The 25,550-nt window shown below is 39.2% G+C and carries 21 protein-coding genes and 1 CRISPR repeat array; of the genes, 5 read left to right on the top strand and 16 right to left on the bottom strand.

Features of this window, described 5'->3' with window-relative positions; all coding sequences use genetic code 11:
- The first annotated feature begins 185 nt into the window (after positions 1 to 185).
- Complete coding sequence (locus tag J2Z32_RS02485; protein WP_210087588.1) at positions 186 to 1,004, top strand: WYL domain-containing protein; 819 nt, start codon at positions 186 to 188, stop codon at positions 1,002 to 1,004.
- Between the two features lie 24 nt (positions 1,005 to 1,028).
- Positions 1,029 to 1,352 (top strand): hypothetical protein, encoded by a 324-nt coding sequence (locus J2Z32_RS02480; RefSeq protein WP_210087587.1) that lies wholly within the window; start codon positions 1,029 to 1,031, stop codon positions 1,350 to 1,352.
- 91 nt (positions 1,353 to 1,443) lie between these two features.
- Here J2Z32_RS02480 and J2Z32_RS02475 read toward each other — a convergent pair whose 3' ends face one another.
- The 4 genes from J2Z32_RS02475 to thyA form a co-directional block, all read right to left on the bottom strand.
- A complete protein-coding gene (locus J2Z32_RS02475) occupies positions 1,444 to 3,696 on the bottom strand; it encodes a type IA DNA topoisomerase (RefSeq protein WP_210087586.1) in 2,253 nt (750 codons plus the stop codon).
- Positions 3,697 to 3,786: 90 nt separating this feature from the next.
- Positions 3,787 to 5,274 carry a glutamate synthase subunit beta gene (locus J2Z32_RS02470; protein WP_210087585.1) on the bottom strand — a complete coding sequence of 496 codons (1,488 nt, stop codon included), beginning with the start codon at positions 5,272 to 5,274 and terminating at the stop codon, positions 3,787 to 3,789.
- Between the two features lie 128 nt (positions 5,275 to 5,402).
- Positions 5,403 to 5,891 carry a dihydrofolate reductase gene (locus J2Z32_RS02465; protein ID WP_210087584.1) on the bottom strand — a complete coding sequence of 163 codons (489 nt, stop codon included), beginning with the start codon at positions 5,889 to 5,891 and terminating at the stop codon, positions 5,403 to 5,405.
- A 293-nt stretch (positions 5,892 to 6,184) separates the two neighbouring features.
- Positions 6,185 to 6,979, bottom strand: a complete 795-nt coding sequence (thyA, locus tag J2Z32_RS02460) for a thymidylate synthase (RefSeq protein ID WP_210087583.1) — start codon at positions 6,977 to 6,979, stop codon at positions 6,185 to 6,187.
- A 240-nt stretch (positions 6,980 to 7,219) separates the two neighbouring features.
- Between thyA and J2Z32_RS02455 the strand changes: the two genes are divergently transcribed.
- The 3 genes from J2Z32_RS02455 to J2Z32_RS02445 all read left to right on the top strand — a co-directional run bounded on the left by J2Z32_RS02455 (position 7,220) and on the right by J2Z32_RS02445 (position 9,964).
- Positions 7,220 to 7,840, top strand: coding sequence for a DNA alkylation repair protein (locus J2Z32_RS02455; RefSeq protein ID WP_210087582.1), 621 nt, complete (start codon positions 7,220 to 7,222; stop codon positions 7,838 to 7,840).
- A gap of 326 nt (positions 7,841 to 8,166) precedes the next feature.
- Positions 8,167 to 8,787: a class I SAM-dependent methyltransferase gene (locus J2Z32_RS02450; RefSeq protein ID WP_210087581.1), complete on the top strand. Its 621-nt coding sequence runs from the start codon at positions 8,167 to 8,169 to the stop codon at positions 8,785 to 8,787.
- 319 nt (positions 8,788 to 9,106) lie between these two features.
- A complete protein-coding gene (locus J2Z32_RS02445; protein WP_210087580.1) occupies positions 9,107 to 9,964 on the top strand; it encodes an AraC family transcriptional regulator in 858 nt (285 codons plus the stop codon).
- 444 nt (positions 9,965 to 10,408) lie between these two features.
- On the opposite strand, the gene J2Z32_RS02440 is transcribed toward J2Z32_RS02445, so the two are convergent.
- From J2Z32_RS02440 to J2Z32_RS02385, 12 genes are all read right to left on the bottom strand, one after another.
- Positions 10,409 to 11,173 (bottom strand): VOC family protein, encoded by a 765-nt coding sequence (locus J2Z32_RS02440; RefSeq protein WP_210087579.1) that lies wholly within the window; start codon positions 11,171 to 11,173, stop codon positions 10,409 to 10,411.
- Between the two features lie 2 nt (positions 11,174 to 11,175).
- Positions 11,176 to 11,982, bottom strand: a complete 807-nt coding sequence (gene proC / locus J2Z32_RS02435) for a pyrroline-5-carboxylate reductase (RefSeq protein WP_210087578.1) — start codon at positions 11,980 to 11,982, stop codon at positions 11,176 to 11,178.
- A 261-nt stretch (positions 11,983 to 12,243) separates the two neighbouring features.
- Positions 12,244 to 13,110, bottom strand: coding sequence for a MetQ/NlpA family ABC transporter substrate-binding protein (locus J2Z32_RS02430; protein ID WP_210087577.1), 867 nt, complete (start codon positions 13,108 to 13,110; stop codon positions 12,244 to 12,246).
- Between the two features lie 23 nt (positions 13,111 to 13,133).
- Positions 13,134 to 14,153, bottom strand: coding sequence for a uroporphyrinogen decarboxylase family protein (locus tag J2Z32_RS02425; RefSeq protein ID WP_210087576.1), 1,020 nt, complete (start codon positions 14,151 to 14,153; stop codon positions 13,134 to 13,136).
- A gap of 114 nt (positions 14,154 to 14,267) precedes the next feature.
- Positions 14,268 to 14,927 (bottom strand): methionine ABC transporter permease, encoded by a 660-nt coding sequence (locus J2Z32_RS02420; protein WP_210087575.1) that lies wholly within the window; start codon positions 14,925 to 14,927, stop codon positions 14,268 to 14,270.
- Positions 14,878 to 15,945, bottom strand: coding sequence for a methionine ABC transporter ATP-binding protein (locus J2Z32_RS02415; protein ID WP_210087574.1), 1,068 nt, complete (start codon positions 15,943 to 15,945; stop codon positions 14,878 to 14,880). Before J2Z32_RS02415 ends, J2Z32_RS02420 begins: the two co-directional genes overlap by 50 nt.
- 16 nt (positions 15,946 to 15,961) lie before the next feature.
- Positions 15,962 to 17,134, bottom strand: coding sequence for an amidohydrolase (locus tag J2Z32_RS02410; protein WP_210087573.1), 1,173 nt, complete (start codon positions 17,132 to 17,134; stop codon positions 15,962 to 15,964).
- 221 nt (positions 17,135 to 17,355) lie between these two features.
- Positions 17,356 to 19,056: a methyl-accepting chemotaxis protein gene (locus tag J2Z32_RS02405; protein ID WP_210087572.1), complete on the bottom strand. Its 1,701-nt coding sequence runs from the start codon at positions 19,054 to 19,056 to the stop codon at positions 17,356 to 17,358.
- A gap of 16 nt (positions 19,057 to 19,072) precedes the next feature.
- The gene (locus J2Z32_RS02400; protein ID WP_210087571.1) at positions 19,073 to 20,392 is read right to left on the bottom strand and encodes an ABC transporter substrate-binding protein; all 1,320 of its coding nucleotides are present in this window, start codon (positions 20,390 to 20,392) and stop codon (positions 19,073 to 19,075) included.
- Positions 20,393 to 20,990: 598 nt separating this feature from the next.
- Positions 20,991 to 22,760 (bottom strand): flavocytochrome c, encoded by a 1,770-nt coding sequence (locus J2Z32_RS02395; RefSeq protein WP_210087570.1) that lies wholly within the window; start codon positions 22,758 to 22,760, stop codon positions 20,991 to 20,993.
- Positions 22,761 to 23,002: 242 nt separating this feature from the next.
- Entirely contained in the window at positions 23,003 to 23,773 is a 771-nt protein-coding gene (locus tag J2Z32_RS02390; RefSeq protein WP_210087569.1) for a MerR family transcriptional regulator, read from the bottom strand.
- Positions 23,766 to 24,677: a DUF2268 domain-containing putative Zn-dependent protease gene (locus J2Z32_RS02385; RefSeq protein WP_210087568.1), complete on the bottom strand. Its 912-nt coding sequence runs from the start codon at positions 24,675 to 24,677 to the stop codon at positions 23,766 to 23,768. The genes J2Z32_RS02390 and J2Z32_RS02385 overlap by 8 nt, the downstream gene beginning before the upstream one ends.
- Positions 24,678 to 25,019: 342 nt before the next feature.
- Positions 25,020 to 25,316: direct repeats of the CRISPR family, unit length 32 nt; unit sequence GTCGCACTCTATGTGAGTGCGTGGATTGAAAT.
- Between the last annotated feature and the right edge of the window lie 234 nt (positions 25,317 to 25,550).

The raw sequence follows: 25,550 nt of genomic DNA, 5'->3' as shown, positions 1-25,550 counted from the left end.
CAATTGAGCTACAATAAGGAAATACGGACTCAACTTAGAAATTAGTGGTTGAGAGGAGGCAAAAATAGCGAAGGGGTCAAAGCCACCCTCTTCACCGCAGCTGCTTTCCCCCTAAAGTTAGCAACCACTAATTTTGGTTTTGAGCCAATATACACCAATATCTACCGAAGGAACTAAAAACAATGATGAATCCATTTGAAAAAGTATTTAATTACCAGCTCATGAACAGTCTAGACTCATCTGGTATTTTTATTGTCACTACGCAGGAACGAGCTTGGTTAAAAATGATGTTAGCTCATCCTGCGGCAAAAAGTGCTTTTGATAACGCTACTTTAGAGAAATTAACTACTATATTAGCTAACGATAAACAAATGGAGCTCTCTACTCATCTCATGCAAAAGGGTCAAAGTAAGGAACGGGAGATTTATCATCCTCTTCTCCGCCCGCTACGAAAAATGATTATGGATCAACAAGGAATGAAGTTATCTTACGAAATTAAACGTGGGGGAATTCATGAGGAGATTAGCGGTATCCCTTATAAGCTTGAATTTTCAATGGTAAAAAGACAATGGTTTTTATTATGGTTTCATATGAAAAATCGTAGATTAATGTCCACACGCTTGGACAAAATTGTAAATTTAACCTCGCAGGAAGTTGAGGTTGAGGACTTGAACCGCATTTTGAATCATGTAGAACAGTTCATTCAGAAGCATAAAACTAAAGCAAAAATCTTAATTAATCCTATGTTTAATGGTGAACTATCTAGAATTTTATACGCTTTCTCTTATTTTGAAAAAAAGGTGCATTACGATGAAGAAGTGCATACCTATACCATTGAAATCCAATATGCAAGTAATGAAGAAGAATTTGTGTTGTCCCGAATCCGTTTTTTAGGACAGCGGGTAAGGGTGCTAGAAGGAGATTATCTCAAAAAGCGGCTGCTTGAGGCTGCAACGAAGGCGCTTGAGCGGTACGGAGTCCTAGATAAGGAAGGAAAACATTAACGAAATTTAGAAGAGGACATGATGATGAAAATAATAACTTTATGTGGCTCTACAAAGTTCAAGGAACAATTCGAACAGGCTAATGCATTCCTTACACTTCAAGGAAATATTGTAATCAGCCTCGCTTTCTTTGAGCAAAGTGAAGGGTTTGAAATAACTGATAAACAAGCCGAACTACTTGGAAATCTCCATTTTAGAAAAATCGATATTTCTGATGAAATATTTGTGATTGATGTGAATGGTTACATTGGAAGTAGCACAAAAAGAGAGATTAAGTATGCCCAAGAAAAAGGAAAAGCAATTCGTTACTACTCTAATGGTGAAATTTCTTCAAATATATTCAACTAAATGACAACAGTATTCAATAAAAACCACCTCTTTTGTTTAAAAAAAGCAAGTATAACAATACTATAAAAATATCGTTATACTTGCTAATCTATTAATCCTCTGCACGCTCTACCGCAAGCTCACCAGTCTGTACATCCTTTAGCACAATTCGTGCTTTGTAGTCTCCCTCTGCATCTCCTGTCCCTGCTTTAAACGTTAACAATTGTGTTTGACCTTTAGAGATTAAAGACTGTAGCATCGAAACTGAAATCTGCTTACCTTCAAACTGCTTCCAGATAACAAACTTACAGCCTTGCTTGTAATGTAAGCAGCCGTATCCTTTTTTTCCTTCGATCAACTGCCCACCACATCCCTGTCTTGGACAGTCAGCAAGAGGTTGCAGGCTTGCTTTCGCATCTGTAGTTTCTTTTACACTTTTTGAAGCTGTAGTTCTCACAGCTTTTTCAACTTTTTCACTCTTTACTGCCTTCTTAGCTTTATCTCCCGTTTTCTCATCCTTTGATTCAAATAAAGCGGCATCTGCCTTTGGTTGTACACGCACTTTTTCGATGATGGACACTGTAAATCGCTTCACATTTTCCATAAACTTTTCTCTCGCCGCTTCGCCTTTAGAGATTTGGTGTAATCTTCGTTCCCATTGGCCAGTCATTTCAGGTGATGTTAGTAGCTCTACTCCCGCATGGCGAATAAGCTCAATCGCAGTGCGTCCCTTTTGGGTTACTGTAATCCGCTTGCCTTGCATCATAATGTAACCTACATTTTTTAAACGTTCAATCGTTGCAGCTCTTGTCGCAGGGGTTCCAAGTCCCCCCTCCTTCATCGCATCTCTTAATTCCTCATTTTCAAGCTGCTTGCCTGCACTTTCCATCGCTTTTAATAATGTACCCTCTGTATATGATTTTGGAGGTTGCGTCGCTTTTTCCTTCGCTTCTGCTTCCACGCAATTTACAGGTGCATTTAGTTCCACAGAAAAAGGCTTGTCCACAAGCTCTTCGCTTTCTTCGTCCTCGTCCTTTTTCTTGCTGCGCTTCGCCGTTTTGTCCTCTGCAACCTGACACACCTTCCAGCCAAGTGAAAGAAGCTCCTTCACATTCGTTTTAAAGGTCTCCTTCTCCACCTCTGTTAAAACGGTATGCTGTTTATACGTAGCAGGAGGATAAAAATGGGACAAAAACCGTCTCACCACAAGATCATAAATGTGTTGTTCCTCCTTGCTTAACGTACCTGGCTTACGAAGTGTAGGCAATATCGCATGGTGATCCTCAACCTTTGTTGGATTACATACGGCTTTATTATTGACATGCACTAGCTTGGCATTGCCACCATTTACAAGCTCCTGATAGCTTGTTGCTCTTAGCATCTGGAACACCTTGTGCATGCCGTCAATATTTTGTTCTGTCACATAGTTGGAGTTAGTACGTGGATAACTAATGACCTTATGTTTTTCATATAAGGCTTGGGCAAGGTCTAACGTCTTTTTGGCAGAATAACCGTATTTCGCATTAGCCTCTCGCTGTAATAAAGTTAAATCATATAGCTTATAAGGATATTCCTTCGTATCCTTTACTTCGTAGGACGTAATACGTCCCTCTTTCCCTCTGACCTTGTCCGCGATCCCATTAGCCTTATCCTTATCTGTTAGACGGTCACCTTGCCACATTCCACTATAAAGTCGTTCATCCTGCTTAAAGCTAGCTTTCACCTCATAATATGTAAGAGAATCAAAGCTTTCAATTTCCTTTTGTCGATCATAAATTAATGCTAGCACTGGCGTCTGTACGCGTCCTACAGACAGCAATGTTCGATGCTTCGTCGTAAAAGCACGTGAGGCATTCATACCAATCAGCCAATCTGCTTCACTTCTTGCTCTAGCTGCTTGAGTTAGATTTTCAAACTCAGAGCTATCATGCAGCTTATCAAAGCCCATAGAAATACTTTCTGCAGTCAAATCTGAAATCCATAATCTTTTCACAGGCTGATTCAGCTTTAATTGCTGCTGGATGAGTGCAAATATGTATTGACCTTCACGCCCCGCATCACATGCATTCACAACTGCATCACAGCGCTTGGCTACTTCCTTAATAATTTGAAGCTGATCCTTTGTTTTAGGATTAGGTACAATTTTAAATTGCTCTGGTAAAATAGGTAAGTCCATAAAATTCCATTTCTTATATTTCACATCATAAGCATCCGGCTCTGCTAATCCTAGTAAATGACCAATGGCCCATGTAATGATATAGCGCTCCCCCTCCAAATAGGATCTGTTGTTTTTCGCCTTTGGCTCAATAACAGCAGCAATTGTTCTGCCCATATCCGGTTTTTCGGCAATTACGAGCGTTTTCATTGATATAGCGCCCCTTAAAATCTAATATATTCGCTAAAAAAAAGCTACGCACAATGCGCAGCTTTAACCGCTAACCACTATTATATCATATTATGGAAGCAATGATGAACCCATCAAAAATTTGTCTACCTCGCGCGCTGCCTCACGACCTTCATGAATCGCCCATACGACCAAGCTTTGCCCTCTACGCATGTCGCCTGCAGAAAATACTTTATCTTGATTCGTTTTATACTTGCCATAACGTGCTTTTACATTGCCACGACGGTCTTGCTCTAATTCAAGCTCATCAATCATGGTGCTTTCAGGACCATCAAATCCGATCGCAATCAGAGCCATTTGTGCAGGAAAGACCTTTTCTGTGCCAGGGATTGGCGCATATATTTTGCGACCTGTCTCATCCACAGTACGTTTAATTTGCACCGTATGCAATTCCTTCAAATTTCCCTCTTCGTCCCCAACAAATCGGGTTGTCATGATCGAGAATTCGCGAGGATCTTCACCAAAAATCGCCTTTGCCTCTTCATGTGCATAATCTAGTGTGTATACATTAGGAAATTGTGGCCAAGGGTTATTCGTTTGATCTCGCTCTAGTGGTGCTTTTTCGTGCGTACCAAATTGAGTTACACTTTTACAACCATGACGAAGAGCTGTGGCTACACAATCTGAGCCAGTATCTCCGCCACCAATAACGATGACGTCCTTGTCCTTCGCTGAGATATAATTCCCATCCTCAAGCCCTGAGTCTAAAAAGCTCTTAATTGTACCATTTAAGTAAGGCATCGCATAATGTACACCTTGTAAATGACTGCCTTCTATCTCAAACTTCCGTGGCTTAGTCGCGCCCCCACAGAGTACTACAGCATCATATTGCTCCGTTAACTGCTGAGCTGTAATGTCCTTGCCGATTTCCGTATTTGTTATGAATGTAATTCCTTCTCTAGCTAACAAATCTACACGACGCTGGACGACGCCCTTATCTAGCTTCATTGATGGAATCCCGTACGTCAGCAACCCCCCGATACGATCTGCACGCTCATACACCGTAACGTGATGACCTGCTTTATTAAGCTGTGCAGCACAAGCTAAACCTGCCGGTCCTGAACCAACGACAGCAACCTTATGTCCTGTACGATGCACCGGAACTTCGGGTACAATCCAGCCTTCCTCAAAGCCTTTATCTACAATTGCATGCTCAATCGCTTTAATGGTTACCGGCTGTCCGATTAAACCTACCGTACATGAGCCTTCACATGGTGCAGGACAGACACTCCCTGTAAACTCTGGAAAGTTGTTTGTTTTGTGCAATCGATCCAATGCATCACGCCAAAGTCCACGATAAACTAAATTATTCCATTCAGGAATTAAATTGTGAAGTGGGCAACCTGCTGTTCCCCCGTGCATATCTATGCCTATATGACAATAAGGCGTTCCGCAATCCATACAACGGGACCCCTGCTGTCTAAGTTCTTCATCTGACATTGATTTATGAAATTGCTCCCAGTCCTGTACCCGTTCAGAGGGGCTACGGTCACTTGGAAGTATACGCTTATATTCCATAAACCCTGTTGGTGTTGACATTTTTAGTTCCCCCATCCGCATCATCATTTAAAAGTTAGCAACGTTGTGCTAGTCGTATCTTGATGTTAGCATCAGGGGGAAACGTTATTAATGGATAATTAACATAATAATTTGCACTATTACGATTTTTACGACAAACGATGATAAGTTAAAAAGCTATAATCATAGTTGTTTTTTTCGTCACGAACACCTGCGATTTCTTGCACTAGCTTGTATTGATTCCAATCGATTTCAGGAAAAACAACGTCACCAGGTACATCTTCCTTAATTAGCGTCACAAGCAAAACGTCCGCATAAGGAATTAAATGCTGAAATAAACCAGCCCCACCAATCACCATGATCTCTTCAGTTTTAGCTAAAGCTAATACTTGGTCAATGTGATGCAAAACTGTTGCACCCTCAGCAACATAAGAGGTATCGTTTGTAAGAACAAGGCTTTCACGTCCTGGAAGCGGCTTGCTCCCCATTGACTCCCATGTTTTACGACCCATCACCATCTTTTTGCCCATCGTTTGCGCTTTAAAATACTTTAAATCCGCAGGTAGTCGCCACGGCAAAGCATTATCTCGTCCGATCACACCATTTTGCGACATCGCCCAAATGAGTGTTAAGCTCATCCCATCACCTTCCTTGTAAAAAATAAGATATATAAATTTTCTGATATTTCCAATTAAATTCCAATACCTCAGCTATTAATTAAGGTTGTTAAATCTGGAAATCAGTGCTTGACAGCCACCTCAAACTAGCGAAGAGACAGAGAGATTCTGAAGAGCGTCTTTAAAATCAGTTTCTCACAATAAACTTTATTTCCATTATAAGAACTGATTTTAACAACGATCGTAAGAACTCTCTGGAACGTAGCTTCTGTCCTCAGTCCTTGTCAAGTACTGATTTATAAATAGAGCCTTAATTAAACAGCCACAATCCCTTTAATTGTTGGATGATGCTCATAATCCACGAACTCAAAATCATCGTACGTATAGTCAAAAATAGAATCTGGCTTACGCTTAATGACTAGTTTCGGTAATTCAAACGGTTCCCGTGCTAATTGCGTATGCACCTGCTCCATATGATTGGAATAAATGTGTACATCCCCGCCAGACCAAATAAACTCGCCTACTTCAAGGCCACATTGCTGTGCAACCATATGTGTAAGTAGTGAATAGCTAGCGATATTAAATGGTAAGCCTAAGAAGGTATCCACGGAACGCATCGTTAACATACAGGATAGCTTGCCACCTGCGACATAAAATTGAAACACAAAATGACAAGGAGGTAGCTTCATATTATCGACCTCTGCTACGTTCCATGCGCTCACAATATGACGTCGAGAATCTGGATTTGTTTTGATCGCTTCAATCACCTTTGAAATCTGATCAATTTTTGTACCGTTAGGACTTTCCCATGCACGCCATTGCGAGCCATACACTGGACCTAAATCCCCATTTTCATCTGCCCATTCATCCCAAATACGCACACCGTTTTCTTTTAAATAAGCAATATTGGTTTCACCCTTTAAAAACCACAGCAATTCATGAACTACGGATTTTAAATGAATACGTTTCGTCGTCACAAGTGGAAATCCTTTGCTAAGATCAAAGCGAAGCTGTCTACCAAACACAGATATTGTCCCTGTGCCTGTACGGTCTTCCTTTGCAACACCGTTATCTAATACGTCCTGTAATAAGTCTAAATAGGCTTTCATATTTTAAGCACCCCGTAACTTTTTATAATCTAACTCATTATATCAAACAGACCTTTTTTTTCAATCGGTAGCTAGGTCGTGTCTTAAAGTTATTAGATACCCCCTCGTCCTTCTTAATAGTTTGCTTTCTAAGAATTGTTTATTACGACTTTGTTAAGTCTTCTAATTATTTAGCTGTAATAAAATAACAAACTGGACTAAAATAAATGTAGAGTCGCTTGTACAAATGGAGGCGGAAAAATGAACGAATATATTTTATATTTAGAGGAGTTATTGGCGGAAAAGGTCAGCTTTAAGCTAATAGAAAAAGAAGCTGAGCAATTTTATCATGCGCATTCTTTAGAAGATTGCTACAAGACAGGGCTAGAACTGTATAAGTCAAGTAACTACCAAGTTCAAGAGGCTGGTGTTTATCTGTTAGGATATGCGGCTACTGAATACAGTCCCGCTTTTTCTTTCCTTAAAGACGAGGTTAGTCGTCATGAGAACTGGAGAGTGCAAGAGATCTTAGCGAAAGCCTTTGATATTTATTGTAGACTCATTGGGTATGAGACAGCATTACCTGTTATAAAGGACTGGCTTGCCAGTGATGTTGCGAATACACGTAGAGCGGTTTCCGAGGGACTAAGAATATGGACAGGACGTCCCTATTTCAAAGAAAATCCACAAGTAGCCATAGATTTATTGTCTGCTCATAGAGAAGACGAAAGTTTGTACATGCGTAAGTCGGTCGGAAATGCTTTAAGAGATATAAGTAAAAAACACCCAGAGTTAGTATCAAAGGAGCTACAGCAATGGGATCTATCCTCAAAAGAGGTAAACCAGGTTTATAAATTAGCGAATAAATTTATTGGCGAGTAATACCATTACTTTTATTGTTATAATGGTTGTGTGTTGTGTAGCAGGACTATTTCATACAAAGCCTAATACTAATATGTAATTTGTAGTTAATTCATAGAGGGTTAACTACTTTTTTATGTCTATTTTTTATGTCTATTTTTTATGTTTAGTTTTCATTTCTATTTTGCAGTATTTTTCCTTTGTACGTTAGGATATTTTAAGTAACCCTAGGACAGTTCAAGCTAAATTATTTTTTATCTTGCTACAGTTAGCTTTGCGTGTCTACGATTAACATGTAATTGTATAACTAATCAATAAAGGTTTCATCACAGAAAGGAATAAAAGAAATGTTTGATCCTTTATTTTCATTTGTTCAAAAACCTAAACTTTGGGAACGAAGCAAAAATCCCTTTTGGGATGACCATCATATCTCGGCTAAAATGCTTGAAGCTCACCTCAATCCACATTGGGAGGCAGCAAGTCGTAAACATAGTGATATTGAGGAATCAGTAAACTGGCTTACAAGCATTATCCCCCCATCTAGCAAAATACTTGACCTTGGTTGTGGTCCAGGATTATATACTAAGCGCCTTTCTATTCAGGGATATGACGTAACTGGAATAGACTTTTCTAAACGCTCTATCGCCTATGCAAAAGAGCAGGATCAACAAAGCAAATATATTTATCAGAACTATCTGGAGCTTGATGATACTGAATCCTTTGATGCTATTACTTTAATTTATTGCGATTATGGGGCACTTACTTTTAATGAACGACAAACCTTGCTGTCAAAAGTTTTCTGTGCTTTAAAACCTGGAGGTCAGTTTATTTTTGACGTCTTCACTAACAAAACTCAACAAAGCAAGAAAGACGCCTCCTTATGGTCTATGTACCAAGACGGTGGTTTTTGGAGTGCAGAGCCACATCTCTGTCTTGAAGCCGAGTCTATTTTGAGAATAATTCTATAAAAGCTAGTCAAGCCATTACAGTTACAAAAAATGAGGTTCATAACCATGTAATCTGGAACACAGTATTTGATCTGGATACCCTTATCCGTGAGGTACTTCCTTTTGGTTTTCAGATAAATGGAAAATACGATGATATTTGTGGCAGTCCATTTACTGGGGAAGCAGATACGCTTTGCCTTGTTTTAAAAAGAACTAATGCATATGATATTTTTACATAAAACATTTTATAAGCTGTTGAATAGAGCAACACAGGATAAGATAAATCGAAGTTTAAACCCTACAATAAAATTAACCGTACGGGAGAAACAGAGGTGATGATTTGGAACAAATAAAAGCAATACAACGAGCCATTGATCTTATAGATGAACAGATTACAGATAAATTAACGATCACTGAGCTCGCTAATGCAGCAAATTTTTCAGTATATCATTTTAGTAGAATGTTCACTAATTTAACAGGGATGTCCGTCATGTTTTACGTCACTCGAAGAAAACTGCAATTTGCTCTGTATGACCTTTGTCGAGGTAAAAAAATTGTGGATGTGGCTATGAAGTATGGATTTGAAACTCATGCTGGATTTACTAAAGCGTTTAAACGATGCTTTGGATATCCCCCTTCCCTGTACCACATTCATGCTAAAGCAACTTTACCGAAGAGAATTATACTATCGGAAACCAAAAAACATTTATTAGGAGGAAATATGCTGCAACCTCAAATTATTAATATGAACGCTTTCATCATTGTTGGATATATAAGCCAACATATTATGCCTGATGTAACCCGAACAAGTGATATTCCAGCTTATTGGGATACGATTAACATGGAGTATGCTAACCCACTCACCCTGCTACATGATAATTTTACAAAATCTAAACATTGTGAGTATAGCGTTTGTTTTGATACGAACCTAGCAACAGGAGCGTTTACTTATTTTCTTGGCGTTGGTGTGGACAACGACGAAGATATGGCAAAAATCCAAAGTGATATGTTTAAAAAGGAAATGCCAGGTGGTTTATATGCTGTATTTACAACACCACAGGTTCAAAGTGAAAAGTACACAGAGTCCATTCATGACCTTTGGAAAACGATTCTAGAAGATTGGCTTCCTAATTCCCAATTCGAATATGATGAGGAACGCTGTGATTTTGAGTATTACGATGAACGTGATCATGCGTGAGAGCATAACAATAAGGTGCAAATGGATATTTGTATTCCTATCCGCAATCGATAGTAGATGTATGTCACTATCTTCAGACTTAAATACTGACTTGGAATACTATTCCGGATCATAAAAAATGGCACATGAAGAAGAAAAGCCAGTGAATTTCACTTGATTTTTACTCATTGTGAAAATTCACTGGTTTTTTATTATAGCGACTTTAAGCTAATGATTATGGTTCATATCTTATAACTATAATCCAAAATGTAAGTTTTATAACATCCAAAATCATTGTATGGTCTTCTCGAAAGAAAAATCATTTTTCTATTTCTGGATATCCATAGGATCAGCAAAGGGTGCCAACAACAATATAAAAAAACTTGCTCAAGGGACTCAATCCTTTAAGCAAGTCAAGTGACATCGACACTATCATATTCAATTTAGGGTTCTTAGTTCATTTCCTCAATTAAAAACATACTCCCCTTCACCAAGCACAATACTTTTCCCTTTTAGTGTTGGCGCATCACTTTCAAATACAACCTGTTTGAACTGATTTTCATCTCCTTGCTTAAACACAAAGGATTTATCACCAATTTGCAAACTAAAGGTATTATTGTCTAGCTCTGTAGCGACTAGTCCAAACAATGAAGCCCAATGGTTAGCCACAACAGCAGGATTGGAGACATGGAACACAGCGCGTTTAATTTCTACCTGTCCCGCAGGATGTGGCTTGATGACGCCAGATGAAGTGAGTCTCTCCAATCTTTCTTCATCCGTCCCACTCCACTGAATAATAAACGGATACACTAACCCCTCAAAGTCGCCATCTATGGTCATCATCCGCCACTCTATTAATCTACCTTCGTTGTCTAATCGCTTACCATCGAGAATTGGAGATATTGATAACCCTGCCGCATGAAGAGAAGCCGCTACTTGGTCGATATCATCTGTACGAAGCACAACTCTGCTTAACTCCTCATGCTCGGGTAAAGTCTTTACCGCATCTCTCACAACGATATTATGTTCACTCGCCTTAGCTAACTCCTCATTTTCAATGCATAAAAATTCGAGATAGGTTAAGCCAAAGTAACTCAAAGCGTTATAGGTTCCCCAATCCTTATGAGAACCTCCCTTAAAGGCCGCCAGACCATGTTCCCCAAACACTTCAATCGATTTAGACAAATCGTTAACGTAATGCACCAAATGATCCCATTTTATCGTTGCCATCGTTATTTCACTCCTAATTCCGTAGTACGTTTCACAGCAGCAAGTACACTTCTTTGTAGTCCTGCCGCAAAATCACTATGATTTAATTCGTATAAGCCATGCATTCCAACGCCTCCAGGAGAATTATTAATATCAAGCAACTGTCTTGGATGTAGTCCTGTCTGCTGTAGCATTGCTACTGAACCAAGCATGTTTTCTAGTGCTAGCTTCCAAGCTTGTTCACGAGGTAAGCCTGCAAGCACCCCTGCATCAACAAAGGATTCAAGAAAATAATAAATATAGTTCGGCCCTGCTACACCAAACCCTGTAAAAGTATCTAGCAACGCTTCATCTATATATTGCACCTTACCAAATCCGAGTAAAAAGGATTCCACCTGTTCACGTGTAGCATGTGCATTTAAAGTAACACCACTATATCCGTATCCTGTATCTGTGAGTGTATTTGGAATAACCCGAATAATCGGACGATTAGCCCCAAAGTATTGAGCTAATTGTTCAAGTGTTACCCCCGCCACAATGGATAAGATGGACGCATTAGATGGGGCAAATTGCTGAACAAGTTGTCCAAGTGCAATTAAATCATCTTGGGGTCGTACCGCAATGACAATTAAATCTGCGTTAGATAAATGTTGTTGTTGCGTCCCATCCGTTTTAATTCCATATTTACTGTTCAATAATTGAAGTCGTGCCTCATTAATATCCGCGACACTAATTTGCTCCACAGCTAACGTCCCATTGGCAATGCTTGCGCGAATGATCGCTTCCGCCATCTGTCCGCCACCTATAAAATGAATTCTTTGCTTGCTCACAATAACCACTCCCCTGATTTAATAGCTTTATAATAAGGGCTCGATTTAGAAATTAGTACTTTACAAGATAGGAGTCTGGTAGCTACGCTCCAGAGCGTTCTTGCAATTGTTGTTAAAATCATATTCCTTTTTATTTAAGTCTATTTATGGATGGAATCTGATTTTAAGAGACAATCTTCAGAATCGCTCTGTCTCTTCGCTAGTTTAGGTTAGCCGTCAAAAACCAATTTCAAGATTGAGCCATAATAAGCTTGTACCTAATTAATTATTTTTCCACGCTTCTGGCATAATGAAGCCTTTATATTTATCTAAGCCTAAAATGTATTCCTCAAATTCCTTAGATTCATAAGCCGCTTTTAAATCTTTAGCCCACTGGGTATTTTCATCTTTTTTATTTACGGATACGATAATTCTGTGCTGCATCGGTGTGTTTTCAATTTTTAAAGCATCTGTAATCTTTCTGCCTGAGCTAGCGATAAAATTACCATTAATAATTCCATAATCTACGTCCTGAAGTGACACTAAAATTTGAGCTGGGTCCAATATTTTGATATCAATTTTATATTTGGCTGGCTCCATGGAGTTAATGTTAAAATCAGCGACACCAGCACCGTCCTTAATTTTGATCCAACCTAATTCCTCCAAAATACGAAGCGCGCGCTCTTGATTTACTGGATCGTTAGGTACAGCGACGGTAGTCCCATCTTTGACATCATCTAACGTAGTATGATTTTCAGAATAAATACCTTGTGGCGCTCCAGGTACATAAGCAATCCCGACCATATCTGCATTGATTTCCTTGTTAATGGCCTCCATATAGGCAGTACTTTGGAATATGCTTGCATCAATCGCCCCTTCCTTCATCGCTGGGTTTACCTGCATATTTTGCGAAAAGGTTTTAATCTCAACCGTGTATCCCTTTTTCTCTAGGATTGGCAATATAGATTGGCGGAATTGCTCTTCATACGTACCTACACCAAAACCAACTGTGATTTTCTTTTTATCCCCGTTACCTGCTTCTTTACCGCTACCATCGCCATTCCCACAAGCGGTTAGCAACGCTAAAATCCCAATCAATAATATGCCTAATAGTTTTTTTAAGTTGCTTCTTTTATTCGTCTTCTCCATCTTTTCCATCCTACTTTCTGTCTCTATTCAAATATAGTATTTTTAAATTGCTCCAGCGCTTCATCCGTTACATTTATTGGAATTGCACAATTAGGAGTAAGAATAAACGGCTTGTCCTTCATAATCCCTAAGGCTGCTCTTGCCTGCTGCTTAATCTGATTAATATCATTAACTGCAAATAACCCGTGATCCACGCCCCCAACTTTCGTCGCGTTCACCTTTGCTTCTAACCCTGCGTTCCCCTCTGCTACCGTATCCCAACTGATTCCGTCAATGACATAATCATTAAATTTCTCAGGTTGTGCATAAGAACCGCACGTATGAAGGATGTTTTTTCCATAACGTGCAGCCTCTAAAACGATACAATCATAAGGCCTAGATAACTCATCAAAGCTTGCTTTATCAAACAAATTGGGGTGAGCCGTTCCCGTCACCGCGTAAAATAAACCATCAGAACCTGCTTGCTGTAATTTTTGCACATAATCTGCTAACGTTAACGAAATGACATGCAATGCGTGATGTGCCGCAGCACGATGCTCTTTAAACAAGGAGTCTAATGTTATCGGCTGCTCAATGCCAAACACTGTTTTTGTCACATAAGCAGAACGACCAACAATAAAAAGCAAGACCGTCAACGGTGAAAATATCGTTTGAATAAGTGGTGTGTCTGGAAGTCCTTGCCGAATTTGCTTAACTGCATCTAAATGCTCTTTTAAGGAAGGGGCTTCTTCTGCCTTTTTAACTTCTAGCTCCCAGAGATTTGCTGCTGTTGGAATCACCGTCGTTACTTGTCTAGGGAAAACTGTCTCATAATGATCAAAATCGTATTGATTTCCCCAAGCCTCTGCCAAGTAAGTGGCTCTTGGATTTATTTTTACAAAGTCCCAATCATATCGGTTCGTAAAAGAAATCGTAGCTTTAGCTAAATCATCCGCAGTCTGCTCTTGATCGATAAAATGGCGCCAACCACTGACAATAGGACGATCTGCCTTTTCTCCCGACAATATGGCTTTAAAGCGTTCTTGCTTACTCCACTCACCCATTTCCCCCTGCTCCTCTCAAAAATACAAATCAGTCAAGTTTCATCGATCAGCTTAGTTAACTTAGTTAATATAATGTTTAGCATCTATCCAGCGTCTATATAGTGTTTGTCGCCTTTAGTAACGACGAATTTTTCTAGCTAACTTATTCCCTAACGACTGAATGCCTTGTACTAAAACAATTAAAATAATAACAGTAGCGATAACTACAACCGTGTCAAAACGTTGGTAACCGTACACAATCGCCAAGTCTCCTACACCACCACCACCTACTGTACCTGCCATTGCGGTTGCCCCGATAAGTCCAATGGTCGCTGTCGTTAACGATAAAATTAATGATCCTACTGCCTCTGGCAATAAAAAGTACCAAATGACTTGGAAAGGAGTCGCGCCCATCGATTCTGCCGCTTCTACAATTCCTGGGCTGACCTCTAATAATGAATTTTCAACTAAGCGTCCAATATAAGGTGCAATGTATATAATTAGCGGTATAATCGCTGCGCTTGTTCCGATAGAGGTGTGAACGACAAATCTAGTAAACGGAACGATCGCCACGAGTAAAATAATAAATGGCAAGGAACGAACAATATTAATAATCGGATTAAGTATGCTGTAAATCACCTTATTTTCTATAACTCCACCAGGACGAGTAATGACAAGCAATACGCCAAATGGAATCCCTAACAAGGAGCCAAAAAACAGCGAGATACCAACCATCTGAACCGTTTCAATAAACGCCTGCAAAAACTGCTGACTGGTGATTGTGGTTGAGAACATCAGATTCCACCTCCTCTACTGTAACGCCATGACTTATTAAGAAAGACACAGCCTTATTAATCTCTACGGGCTCGCCATCAAATTGAATAATCGCTGTACCCAAAATCGTCTCTTGGATTTCAGTCATATTGGCAAATAGAAGATTAAATCTAATTCTAAATGCTGAAATCATTTCATATAAAATAGGCTGTGATGCAGACCCACCTACAAAACTAAGCTTATAAAGTACGCTTTGAGGCCCGACATGGATCAATTTTTGTACTGAAGGGGTCATGCTGTTCTGAATGACTGTTTTTACAAAGTTTTGTGTAGTCTGATGTTGTGGGCTTCCAAATACCTCTAACACACTACCTTGCTCAATAATTCGCCCTTCCTCCATCACAGCAACTTTATTGCAAACCTCTTGGATCACGGACATTTCATGTGTAATGATCATCACCGTAATGTTGTATTCTGCATTAATTTTTTTTAATAGCTGTAAAATAGAATGCGTAGTTTGTGGATCTAAAGCTGAAGTTGCTTCATCACATAATAAAATAGAGGGGTTTGAGGCAAGCGCTCTAGCAATACCAACACGTTGCTTTTGTCCACCCGATAGTTCACTTGGGTAACTGCCCGCTTTATCGCTTAATCCAACGAATTCTAGTAATTCTGTCACACGCTTAGAAATTTCTTGTTTATTTTTTTTAAGGAGAACGAGGGGGATCGCTACATTATCAAACACTTTTTTAGACTCTAGCAAATTAAAATGCTGAAAAATCATACCAATATTTTTTTTTGCTGTGCGTAGCTGCTTGTCGCTATAATTACCTAAATTATGACCGTCAACCCAAACCTCTCCTTTTGTTGGTCTTTCTAAATAGTTGACTAATCGAATTAATGTGCTTTTGCCAGCCCCGCTATAACCAATAACTCCAAATATATCGCCCTTTTCAACCTTTAAACTAATTCCCTTCAAAGCCTCAATCGTTTTCCCTTGTCGAGTGAACGATTTATGCACATTTTTTAATTCGATCATGTCTATTCCCCCCCATTTAAAATCCGTTGTTATTTTTATTTAGTTTCACTAACGCCTGCTCTGCTAATAGCGCAAAATATTTAGCGGCTGGTAAAATCGCAGCTTCATCCACATCAAAGCGAGGATGATGTAATGCATGCGCTGGACCAGCTCCAATATTAACAAAAGCACCTGGGATATGCTGTAAATAAAACGAGAAGTCCTCCCCGCCCATTTGTGGTGGGATATCAAGCACCTCATATCCAAACTGTGTGGCAATCTCCTTCGTAAAATCCGCCCACTCGCCATCATTTATCGTTGCTGCTGGACCTGGATACCAATGTAGCTGTGCCTGCGCTCCTGCTGCTGCTGCAATTCCTTCAATAATGCGTGTCATTTGTATCGGAATTTGCGCACGAAGCTCCTCATTATAAGTTCGCACCGTTCCCTCTAATTCAACCTTTTCGGGTAACACATTCCATGTAAAACCACCATTAATACGAGTTACGCTTAGCACCAAAGGTTCTGTTGTAGTATTTTGACGGCTCACAATGGTTTGTAGTGCAGTAACGATCTGCGCCGCTGTAACAATCGCATCCACCCCATGCTCTGGTGTCGCCGCATGTGCGCCAACTCCTGTAACCGTAATTTCAAATCGATCTACACTCGCAGTTAAAGCGCCTGATCTTGTTCCAAAAACACCAGTATTTAAAAATGGTGAATTATGAATACCAAAGATGGCATTTACATCTGCAAGTCCACCTGAGTCTAGAACACTTCGTGCGCCATGTCCTGTCTCTTCGGCGGGTTGGAACAACACTCTGACTTTTCCAATTAATTCACTTTCACGCTCTTTTAACAATAAAGCCGCACCTAAAATCGTTGCCGTATGAAAATCATGTCCACACGCATGCATTTTTCCAGCGATTTCTGAGGCAAAAGGTAATCCCGTCTGCTCCTCTATTGGAAGCGCGTCGATATCACAACGAATCGCTACAATTGGCCCAGTACCTTGCCCTATTTCTGCGATAAGTCCCGTTTTTAAAGGTAAATCAAGAATGTGAATATTGGCATTGGTTAGCCATTCCCTAATTTTTTGCGTCGTTTTAAACTCTTCATTTGCTAATTCCGGCTCTCTATGTAGATTTCTGCGAACCTCTATTAATTGATTAGCTAATGCTTGATAAACGTCATTATTTAATTTACTCATAGGTTGAGCCCTCCCTTTTTTTGATATATATTTTTCTGTAATTAATCTAAAATCTTATCTAGCCGTTCAAACTTTTTTATACTATATTCCAATTATTCCACTTAGTCAAGTAGGAATTAAAGTCAAAAAGTAGCCTAAACTATTCATCCGAAAAACTGATTAGAATTTCGAATAATAGCTTAGGCTCGGCTATAAGTTATAAAGAAGTAAATTCTATTTAACTAAAGCTTAATGTCCCTCACAGATCCAAGCAAATCCTCTGCCATTACGGCAAGCGCCTGTGAAGAAGAATTGATCTCTTCCATCGTCGCAAGCTGCTCCTGTGTCGCGGCGGAGACACTAATTGCACCTGTTGATGTCTCTTGTGCAACAGCGGCAACCCCTTGCAGGGATTCTGCTAACAATTGTGTAGCATTTGACATGTGCTGAGAAGCTTCAGATACCGTTTGAATTTGATAATTTACAGCATCTACTGCATCCTGAATCCCTGTAAAGGCTTGTCCTGCTTCAGTGACAGCTACAATTCCTGCCTTCACGACTTCTGTACCTGTCTGTACCGATTCAATGGTACGTTCGGTATCTGTCTGAATGGAACGAATGAGCTCATAAATTTGGCTGCTTGATTCCGCAGACTGCTCCGCTAATCTACGTACTTCATTGGATACGACTGCAAAACCACGCCCTGCTTCTCCTGCCCGCGCTGCTTCAATCGCAGCATTTAGCGCTAGTAGATTCGTTTGCTTTGAAATGCCTGCAATAACATCTACGATTTTCCCAATTTCTTCGGATCGAGCCCCTAAGCCACCCACTTCTTCAGAAATTTGTCCAACTGTGCTTTGAATATTTCCCATTTGCTCTACTACTGTCTGTATTGAAACACGACCCTCTGCTGCATTTTGGGCGGCTAAAAGAGATTTTTCAGCGACTTGCGAAGCGGTATCCGCAATATTATTAGCCTCCACAGATAAATTTCCTACAAATGTAACACTTTCTTGTACTGCTGTAATTTGCTTCTCAGCGCCAACAGATACCTGTTCAATAATTTCGACAACCTGCTCCGTTGCTTTGGTGGTTTGCTCTGCGCCAGCGGTTAGCTGCTCGGAGGAAGCGGCAACCTGCATGGCATTTTGTGACACTTGTTCAATAAGACTGCGTAAAGTCACTAACATGGCATTAAACGAAGTGGCTAACACACCAAGCTCATCCCTATTTTTAATTTGGATAGGTTCACTACTAAGATCCCCACTTGCAATAAGCTGCGCAGCTTTTGTGATCTGGATCGTTGGTTTTGAAATCAATCTAGCAATCCAAAATGAAATAACAAGACCTAACAAAACAGCACCAATAGATATAAACATACTCGTCCGCTTAGTTGTTTCCATATTATTAGAGATCGTCTGCGTTTCTTTAACTAGTAACTCTTCCTGCTGCTTTATATAACGATCTGCTGTTTCTAGAAATTTATCAATGATTGGATCATTGTTTTGAGCTGTACGCATGTAATCTTCCACTTTATTTTGCTTCTTAAACTCTATCATCGCTTCGGCATTACTGACATAATTTCCTTGTAGTAGATCGAGTCCTTGTAATAGTAACCAGTCGTTACGATCTGTCGTTTTGCTCTGAATTTCTTTGCTCACTTGATTATATTTTTTTACTGCCTCTCGATATGCCTTTAAATCCTCTTCTTTGTTCATTAATAAATAATTTGTAATTGTTAGGTTTTCCTCTTTGATTGCGATACTCAAATCTTTAACTTGACTCACGACTTGAGCGCGTTCCTTCAATAACTTCTGATACATATCATTTGCTGAGTTGAGTTCAATATAATTAAGCCCAGCAATAACAATCAGCAGGAGAAGAATAGACAAGAAACCTGCATATAGTTTTTTTGCGATCGTTAATTTTAGTTTCAGTTTCATTGTTTATTTCCCTCCCCTATTCATTGTTTTGTGCAAAAATTTCTTTTGCACCGTCTCTAAATTTCTGTGCTGCTTCCGTTGGTGTAATTTGCCCATCTAACATTTGGTTTCTCACCGTATTGAACAAAATATTAATATTAGTTGAAATTAATGGGGCAGGCGGGTCAATTGGACTAGAGTGCTTTTCAACATACTCCATATACTCATATTGCACTTTATCGCGATCCTCTAACTTTTGCTGGATATGCTTGCTTACTTTATCTGAAGCTGGAACTCCACGTTCTCCTAACAAAATGTCATTGGCATCTAAATTATTAAAGAAGAAATCAATAAATTGGGCAGACGCTTCTGCGTGTTCGGTATACGCTGATATTGAGAAAAACATTGACGGCTTCACATAGTTTGCCTCCTTACCACCTTGCATTGATGGTAGTGGCAACAGCTGCATGTCTACGCCTGAAAATTTGTTGTAGGAAATGACATTGTTACTTGTAATACTATGAAAAGCTGCAAGCTTATTCGCAATAAGTGAATCTTTATCGGAGGAAATTTTGTTGATAATATCAGGAGGTACCATCAGCCCTTCATCCACTAGCATTTTTTCCATTTCGAAAAATTTAGACAATAGCTCATCTTGCTCATAACCAAGCGCATTTCCGTCCTTATTATATAAGTTGGCTCCATTTTGTCTCAGGTAATAAGCAAAATCTAAACCCGCTGATCCGATGGGATAAAAATCATCTTTATCCACTTTATCTTTGAGTTCTTTTGCAGTTGCAGTCAAATCTTCATACGTATAGCTAGGCTGAGGCACAGCTACACCTGTCTGGTCAAAAATTTCTGGGTTGTACATCATCGATTGCGCATTGACACCCGTAGAAATTCCATATAGGTGATCGTAAAAAGTTGCAGATGCTACAGAACTGTCAATCATATCTGAAATATTTAGCTTGCCTGCTTTCACTAAATCATCCAGTGGCATAATCAACTTACGTTTTATGTATCCATCAATATATTTGTAGTCCATTTGGATTACATCAGGAAAATCCTGATCTGCTGCTTTGGAAGCAAGTAAAATCCAGTAGTCACTGTTAGAAGCTTCGATTGGTTCAATTTTTATGTTAGGATACTTGCTTTCGAACAAATCAATTACTTTAAGTGTTCTTTCCTTACGGCCATCATTGCCCCACCAAGCGACTTTAAGCACAATCTGCTCATTCTCTTTCTTTTTATTTTCTGCTTGCTCACTCCCCTTTGAATTCATGCATCCACTAAGTATTAAAGCAAAAACAGATAAAATAATAGCAACCCTCTGAAAGCCTCTCTTTTTTCTCATATTATCCCCCCGTGATTACTTAGACCTATGAAATAGGTATGAGATATATATCGGTATTGTGATGGCATGTTGAGAGAGCGTTATCATGAAAATTTTGGAACATAAGTTTGATTATTAGTAGGTGCTACAAAAACACAAAGAAGTTTTATATTTTCCACTCAAATTGATACGATAAATACTGTAATTAAAAATAGGATTATTAGTGAAATAGTTATCCAATAAATTGAATTGGTGCGAACCCCAAGCTCACATAAAAACCCCGGGTCCTCCGCACCTCTTGTCCCACAAGGGTTTGTGGCTTTTTGAGCATTTTTTTGCTATAATTAAAGCGCTTTAAAAGTTCCTTCGCACTTTTGAGCCTGAAAACCCTTGTCCTGTAAGGGCTGATAAGAGGCGCTGTCGCACTCTGTGTGAGTGCGTGGATTGAAATTAATGCCCATTGCATAGTCTAATCCTCCAATCTTGTCGCACTCTGTGTGAATGCCTGGATTAAATCATCACTTTCTAACAGAAAATCTAAACACAAAAAAGCTGGAGCTAAGGAATCCCTTGCTCCAGCTTTTTTCATTGCATTACCCTTTTTACTATCTACTACAACTTATTTCAATTCTGCTGCTGCAGTTTGTCCAGCAATACGTCCGAAAACGATAATATCAGCTACTGCATTACCACCAATGCGGTTTCCTCCATGCACGCCGCCAACAACTTCACCAGCTGCATAAAGTCCTGATAAAACTTTTCCTTCTTTGTTTAGAACATGAGTTTTTGTATCAATCTTAAGTCCACCCATCGTGTGGTGAACACCAGGTGTAACTTCAATTGCATAAAAAGGTCCTTGTTCAAGAGAATGAGTTAAATGTACTCTTTCAAATTCAGTATCTTTGCCATCTTTAATAAATTGGTTATATGTCTTCATTGTTGCTTCTAAAGTAGTTGCATCTAGTCCCAATTCTTTTGCTAGACTAGCAATATCATCACCTTTTTTAGCGTAACCATCTTTAATGTAGCCAGCTAGAGATGCATTATCATCTGCAATTGCTTGGTTAGTGATCAAATAAGCAACTTTATCCCTTTGTTTCAAAATATTTTGAGATACAACGTCACGTGTAAGCAATTCGTTAGTAAAACGTTTAGCTTCTTTATTAATTAAAATTGCGCCATCTCCACGTAGACCTTCTGTAAATAAATAACCTGATTTAGGATCCGTAGTTGGGTGAATTTGGATTTCTCCGATTTGCATCAAATCTGCTCCAGCTTCTTCTGCCATTGCAATACCTGTTCCAGTAGCGCCCGAATGGTTTGTAGTAGAGAAGCCCTTTAATTCAGGACGGTATTTTACTACCATTTCACTGTTAGCTCCAAAGCCACCTGTAGCCATAATAACCGCTTTTGCATTTACCTTAAATGAATTGTTGTTCTTATCTACTGCCTCAACACCTGTTACAGCCCCATTTTCTGTAATGAGCTTCACTGCTTTAGTTTGAAGCATAATATCAACTTTAAGCTCTTTTAATTTTTTAGATAAAGTTTCGACAACAACCGGTCCAATCGGTGAACCGTCTGCTGGTGTGTGAATTCTCGGATTAGTTGCACCACCAGACAAGGATACACGAGCAATGCCTGCTCCCATGTCATTTAACCAATAAATTGCATCAGGTGCATTATCAACTAAAGTCTGTAGCAAGGCTGGATCATTTTTCCCTTTACCACCCTTTAACGTATCTTCATAAAATACTTTCTTTGAATCTTTAATCCCATTATCTGCTTGAATCGTAGTTTCAGCTGCATTAAGTCCACCTGTTGCACGATTCGTATTTCCGCCAATAATCGGCATTTGTTCTAAAATCACAACTGATTTTCCAGCTTCTTTAGCTTCAATCGCAGCAGATAAACCTGCTCCGCCTGAACCTACAACTACGATATCTACATTCATATCTTCTTGTTTCTTTTGCTCAACTACTAATTTGTTTGCAGGATCCTTTAATGCTGTAATATCAGCGCCTGCTTTTTCTAACGCTTTCGTTACTGCTTCAAGAATACCATTACTAGATTCACTTGCACCTGCTACAGCGTCAACCGCCAAGCTTTGTGTGCCGATGATTTGTTCTGTCAACTGGTTTATTGCGCCATCCCCGATTGTTCCAGTTTCACCAGTAGCTGAAATTTCAATCGACTCGATCTTATCAGTGCTTACCGTTACTTTAGCAACGATTTCCCCGCCATGTCCTTTAGAGACTCCCTCATAAGTACCGGCTGTAAATTTACCTGCTGTCTCTGTCTCTTTTTTACTAGTTTCTCCTTTACTGCATCCAACTGCAAGAATCATAATTAGACCAATTAAAAGAGTGCCCATGATGTACTTTTTCACTTTTTCTACCCCTTTGTGATTTTTTATACAACTAGGGTATACTTTATCACACTTCATATCGAAAACATTGTGATTTTTTTTACAAAGTGAAAAATACGTAGTAAGTAGCACATCACTAAGCCTTTTCACCTAACATATTTTCTATTTTATTCCATACCAAAAAGTACTCTTAAAAGTCCTATACAGCAAGACTTTAAGAGCACTTTTCGAACTAGCAATGGGACTAAAATAATGTTGTAAGTCTACTTCATTTTCTCTTTTTCATCACAATAAATTGCAATTGCCTCACTAATAAAGTGAGCTAGTCTATCATCACCATAGCTATTAATTGTTGCTTCAAAGCGTTCATCCTCCACATAAAGTAACCCTAAACCACGGAAAATTTCAATTTTGCAATCATAGTAATTTTCAGTAATAAAACTTCTCCACTCATCAATAGCAGCTTGCACATCAGGATGACTTGGAGCTTCATCAATATAAGTAAAAATATTACCGAATATTTTTCGAGCCGCTAGATCAAAGGTTTTCCACCCAGTAGTATTACCACCATTAGGATGTTTCTCATGATACTCTTTAAATGCGGGTGTATGTTGCCAGCGTTCTTTTGCCTCCTTGTAATATTCCTGTTGTAGCTTCATAATTTCTTCTTCACTAAATGCCTGAAAGCTCATAACGTCTTCCCCCTTCAACGTTTGTTCAACTAATGCAATTAAATTGTCTAATCGTTTACGTTTTAGAAGCAATAAATTTTTGTGCCTTTTTAATGCCTGTTCCTTGCTATATGCAGGTGCATCCATCATGCTTTTTATATCTTTTAACTCAAAACCAACTTCTTTATAAAATAAAATCTGTTGGAGCTTGTCTAAATCCTGTTTGGAATAATAGCGATAATTGGCTTCAGATAATATTGACGGACATAACAAGCCGATTTTGTCATAATAATGCAAAGTACGTATCGTGATGCCTGTTTCTTTTGCCACCTCATTGACGCTCATTAAATTTTGTTTATTCATCCCAAAAATCCTCGATCTCTTTTAAAATTTGATCTGCTGGAATTAAAGTGGCTTTGACAATATTTTTTCCTGTCTTGTTCAAATAGTGTTTTATCATATGATAACCACAAGCATATCCTGCACAATAAGGTAGGCCAACTGGTTCATACCCTTGTAGCTTCGCCATCTCATCTCCATACAAATACGAGGTTATGCCATCTAAACCCGTTACATGTAGCCCCTGCTTGATGACAGGCTTAATCTTTTTATGAAGCACATCCACCTCTGTTTTACTTACCCATGGCCCCACCATCTTTTCACCAAAAAGTGAAACTGCGAAATTTTCTGCCAATCCTTCGTTCACCATCATTTCAGCTAATGAAATGTCATTTCTCCACTTTTCGAACTGAAAACGAATATTATGATTACACTCGTGCGCTAACGCTACAGGTATTCTTTCTAGTGTATATTTGTTAGGTAAAAGAGAACCAAAAATATATCCCGGTATCCCGCCATCCCCGCTGTACCCCTCATTCATGATCGTATACGGACTTTCTGGGTTAGCTAACACAAGCGTGTATAAATAATTTTGCACGGGCAAATCAATCCCTGCATCGATAAAGCATTGAATCGAACGCTGGATTGCTTGCTGGCATTGTTGCCAAAGCTGCTCATCTGAAAGTAAATCAATATTTTGCTGCTGATCGTCATTCAATTGCTCTGGTGCTAATAAACCTAACATCCTGCTAGCCATAATTACATCATAACCATTAGGTTGCTTCGCCTTCAAAGGAATGTTGTAATAAGACCATTTTTCCTCAAATGGCGCCATTAATTCATATCGATAAATATCTTCCTTTTGGTCTGCTGGAGCTTGCATCATTTTACTGTAAATTTTATCTGATCGAACACATTTAATATTCATTTCATAACCCCCTATGTCAAAAACTATCTTACTTTTCTCACTATATAGTATGACGTAACGTCAGGGTCAACCTAGAATATTAACAAAGTAGCTTCACAGTATTATAAATTATTGCTATCATTATAAAAAAAGAGCGAAAAATAAATTAAAGATTCGTATGTTTAAAAAGCATTTGGTGCGAACCCCAAGCTCACATGAAAACCCCAGGTCCTCCGCACCTCGCGTCCCACAAGGGATTGCAGGTTTTTTGAGTATTTTTCAACATAATTAAAACGCTTTAAAAGCTCCTTCGCACTTTTGGGCCTGAAAACCCTTGTCCTATAAGGGCTGAAAAGTGGTACTGTCGCACTCTATGTGAGTGCGTGGATTGAAATTCTGTACCACAATCACAACGGCAATTGTAGTAACGTCGCACTCTATGTGAGTGCGTGGATTGAAATCTCCAATCGTGTAAACTCTCTCTCAAACTTACCAGTCGCACTCTATGTGAGTGCGTGGATTGAAATATGGCAAACATGGTGTAATGTACTATCCTAGTAGGTCGCACTCTATGTGAGTGCGTGGATTGAAATTTTTTTGTACCATCCATGTATAGCCGATAACTCCAGTCGCACTCTATGTGAGTGCGTGGTTTGAAATATACTTACTCAGTCGATAACATCATCACGAACGACAAGTCTCATTCCATTTCAGTGCGTAGTTTTCAGCTACATATCACAACCTACTACTTTCCTCATTTTTGCAAACAAAAAAGCCCCAACGGGCTTTAGGCGGAAACGGGACTGACCCCGTAACGTGAGACAAATTAAAACACCTTCAAGAAAATGAAACCATGTCGTAAGATATGGATATAACTTGGAGGTGTTTTTTGCA

The sequence above is a fragment of the Paenibacillus turicensis genome, from assembly GCF_017873435.1.
Lineage (GTDB): Bacteria > Bacillota > Bacilli > Paenibacillales > Paenibacillaceae > Fontibacillus > Fontibacillus turicensis.
This window is presented reverse-complemented; position numbering and strand designations above follow the sequence as displayed.

What these genes read in the sequence shown, in the direction of transcription:
- J2Z32_RS02415 (WP_210087574.1), bottom strand. Translation starts at nt 15,945, where the DNA reads ATGATCGAATTAAAAAATGTGCATAAATCGTTCACTCGACAAGGGAAA.
- J2Z32_RS02450 (WP_210087581.1), top strand. Translation starts at nt 8,167, where the DNA reads ATGTTTGATCCTTTATTTTCATTTGTTCAAAAACCTAAACTTTGGGAA.
- J2Z32_RS02440 (WP_210087579.1), bottom strand. Translation starts at nt 11,173, where the DNA reads ATGGCAACGATAAAATGGGATCATTTGGTGCATTACGTTAACGATTTG.
- J2Z32_RS02405 (WP_210087572.1), bottom strand. Translation starts at nt 19,056, where the DNA reads ATGAAACTGAAACTAAAATTAACGATCGCAAAAAAACTATATGCAGGT.
- J2Z32_RS02390 (WP_210087569.1), bottom strand. Translation starts at nt 23,773, where the DNA reads ATGAATAAACAAAATTTAATGAGCGTCAATGAGGTGGCAAAAGAAACA.
- J2Z32_RS02410 (WP_210087573.1), bottom strand. Translation starts at nt 17,134, where the DNA reads ATGAGTAAATTAAATAATGACGTTTATCAAGCATTAGCTAATCAATTA.
- J2Z32_RS02430 (WP_210087577.1), bottom strand. Translation starts at nt 13,110, where the DNA reads ATGGAGAAGACGAATAAAAGAAGCAACTTAAAAAAACTATTAGGCATA.
- J2Z32_RS02425 (WP_210087576.1), bottom strand. Translation starts at nt 14,153, where the DNA reads ATGGGTGAGTGGAGTAAGCAAGAACGCTTTAAAGCCATATTGTCGGGA.
- J2Z32_RS02480 (WP_210087587.1), top strand. Translation starts at nt 1,029, where the DNA reads ATGAAAATAATAACTTTATGTGGCTCTACAAAGTTCAAGGAACAATTC.
- J2Z32_RS02465 (WP_210087584.1), bottom strand. Translation starts at nt 5,891, where the DNA reads ATGAGCTTAACACTCATTTGGGCGATGTCGCAAAATGGTGTGATCGGA.
- J2Z32_RS02400 (WP_210087571.1), bottom strand. Translation starts at nt 20,392, where the DNA reads ATGAGAAAAAAGAGAGGCTTTCAGAGGGTTGCTATTATTTTATCTGTT.
- thyA (WP_210087583.1), bottom strand. Translation starts at nt 6,979, where the DNA reads ATGAAAGCCTATTTAGACTTATTACAGGACGTATTAGATAACGGTGTT.
- J2Z32_RS02455 (WP_210087582.1), top strand. Translation starts at nt 7,220, where the DNA reads ATGAACGAATATATTTTATATTTAGAGGAGTTATTGGCGGAAAAGGTC.
- J2Z32_RS02485 (WP_210087588.1), top strand. Translation starts at nt 186, where the DNA reads ATGAATCCATTTGAAAAAGTATTTAATTACCAGCTCATGAACAGTCTA.
- J2Z32_RS02420 (WP_210087575.1), bottom strand. Translation starts at nt 14,927, where the DNA reads ATGTTCTCAACCACAATCACCAGTCAGCAGTTTTTGCAGGCGTTTATT.
- J2Z32_RS02470 (WP_210087585.1), bottom strand. Translation starts at nt 5,274, where the DNA reads ATGTCAACACCAACAGGGTTTATGGAATATAAGCGTATACTTCCAAGT.
- J2Z32_RS02475 (WP_210087586.1), bottom strand. Translation starts at nt 3,696, where the DNA reads ATGAAAACGCTCGTAATTGCCGAAAAACCGGATATGGGCAGAACAATT.
- J2Z32_RS02385 (WP_210087568.1), bottom strand. Translation starts at nt 24,677, where the DNA reads ATGAATATTAAATGTGTTCGATCAGATAAAATTTACAGTAAAATGATG.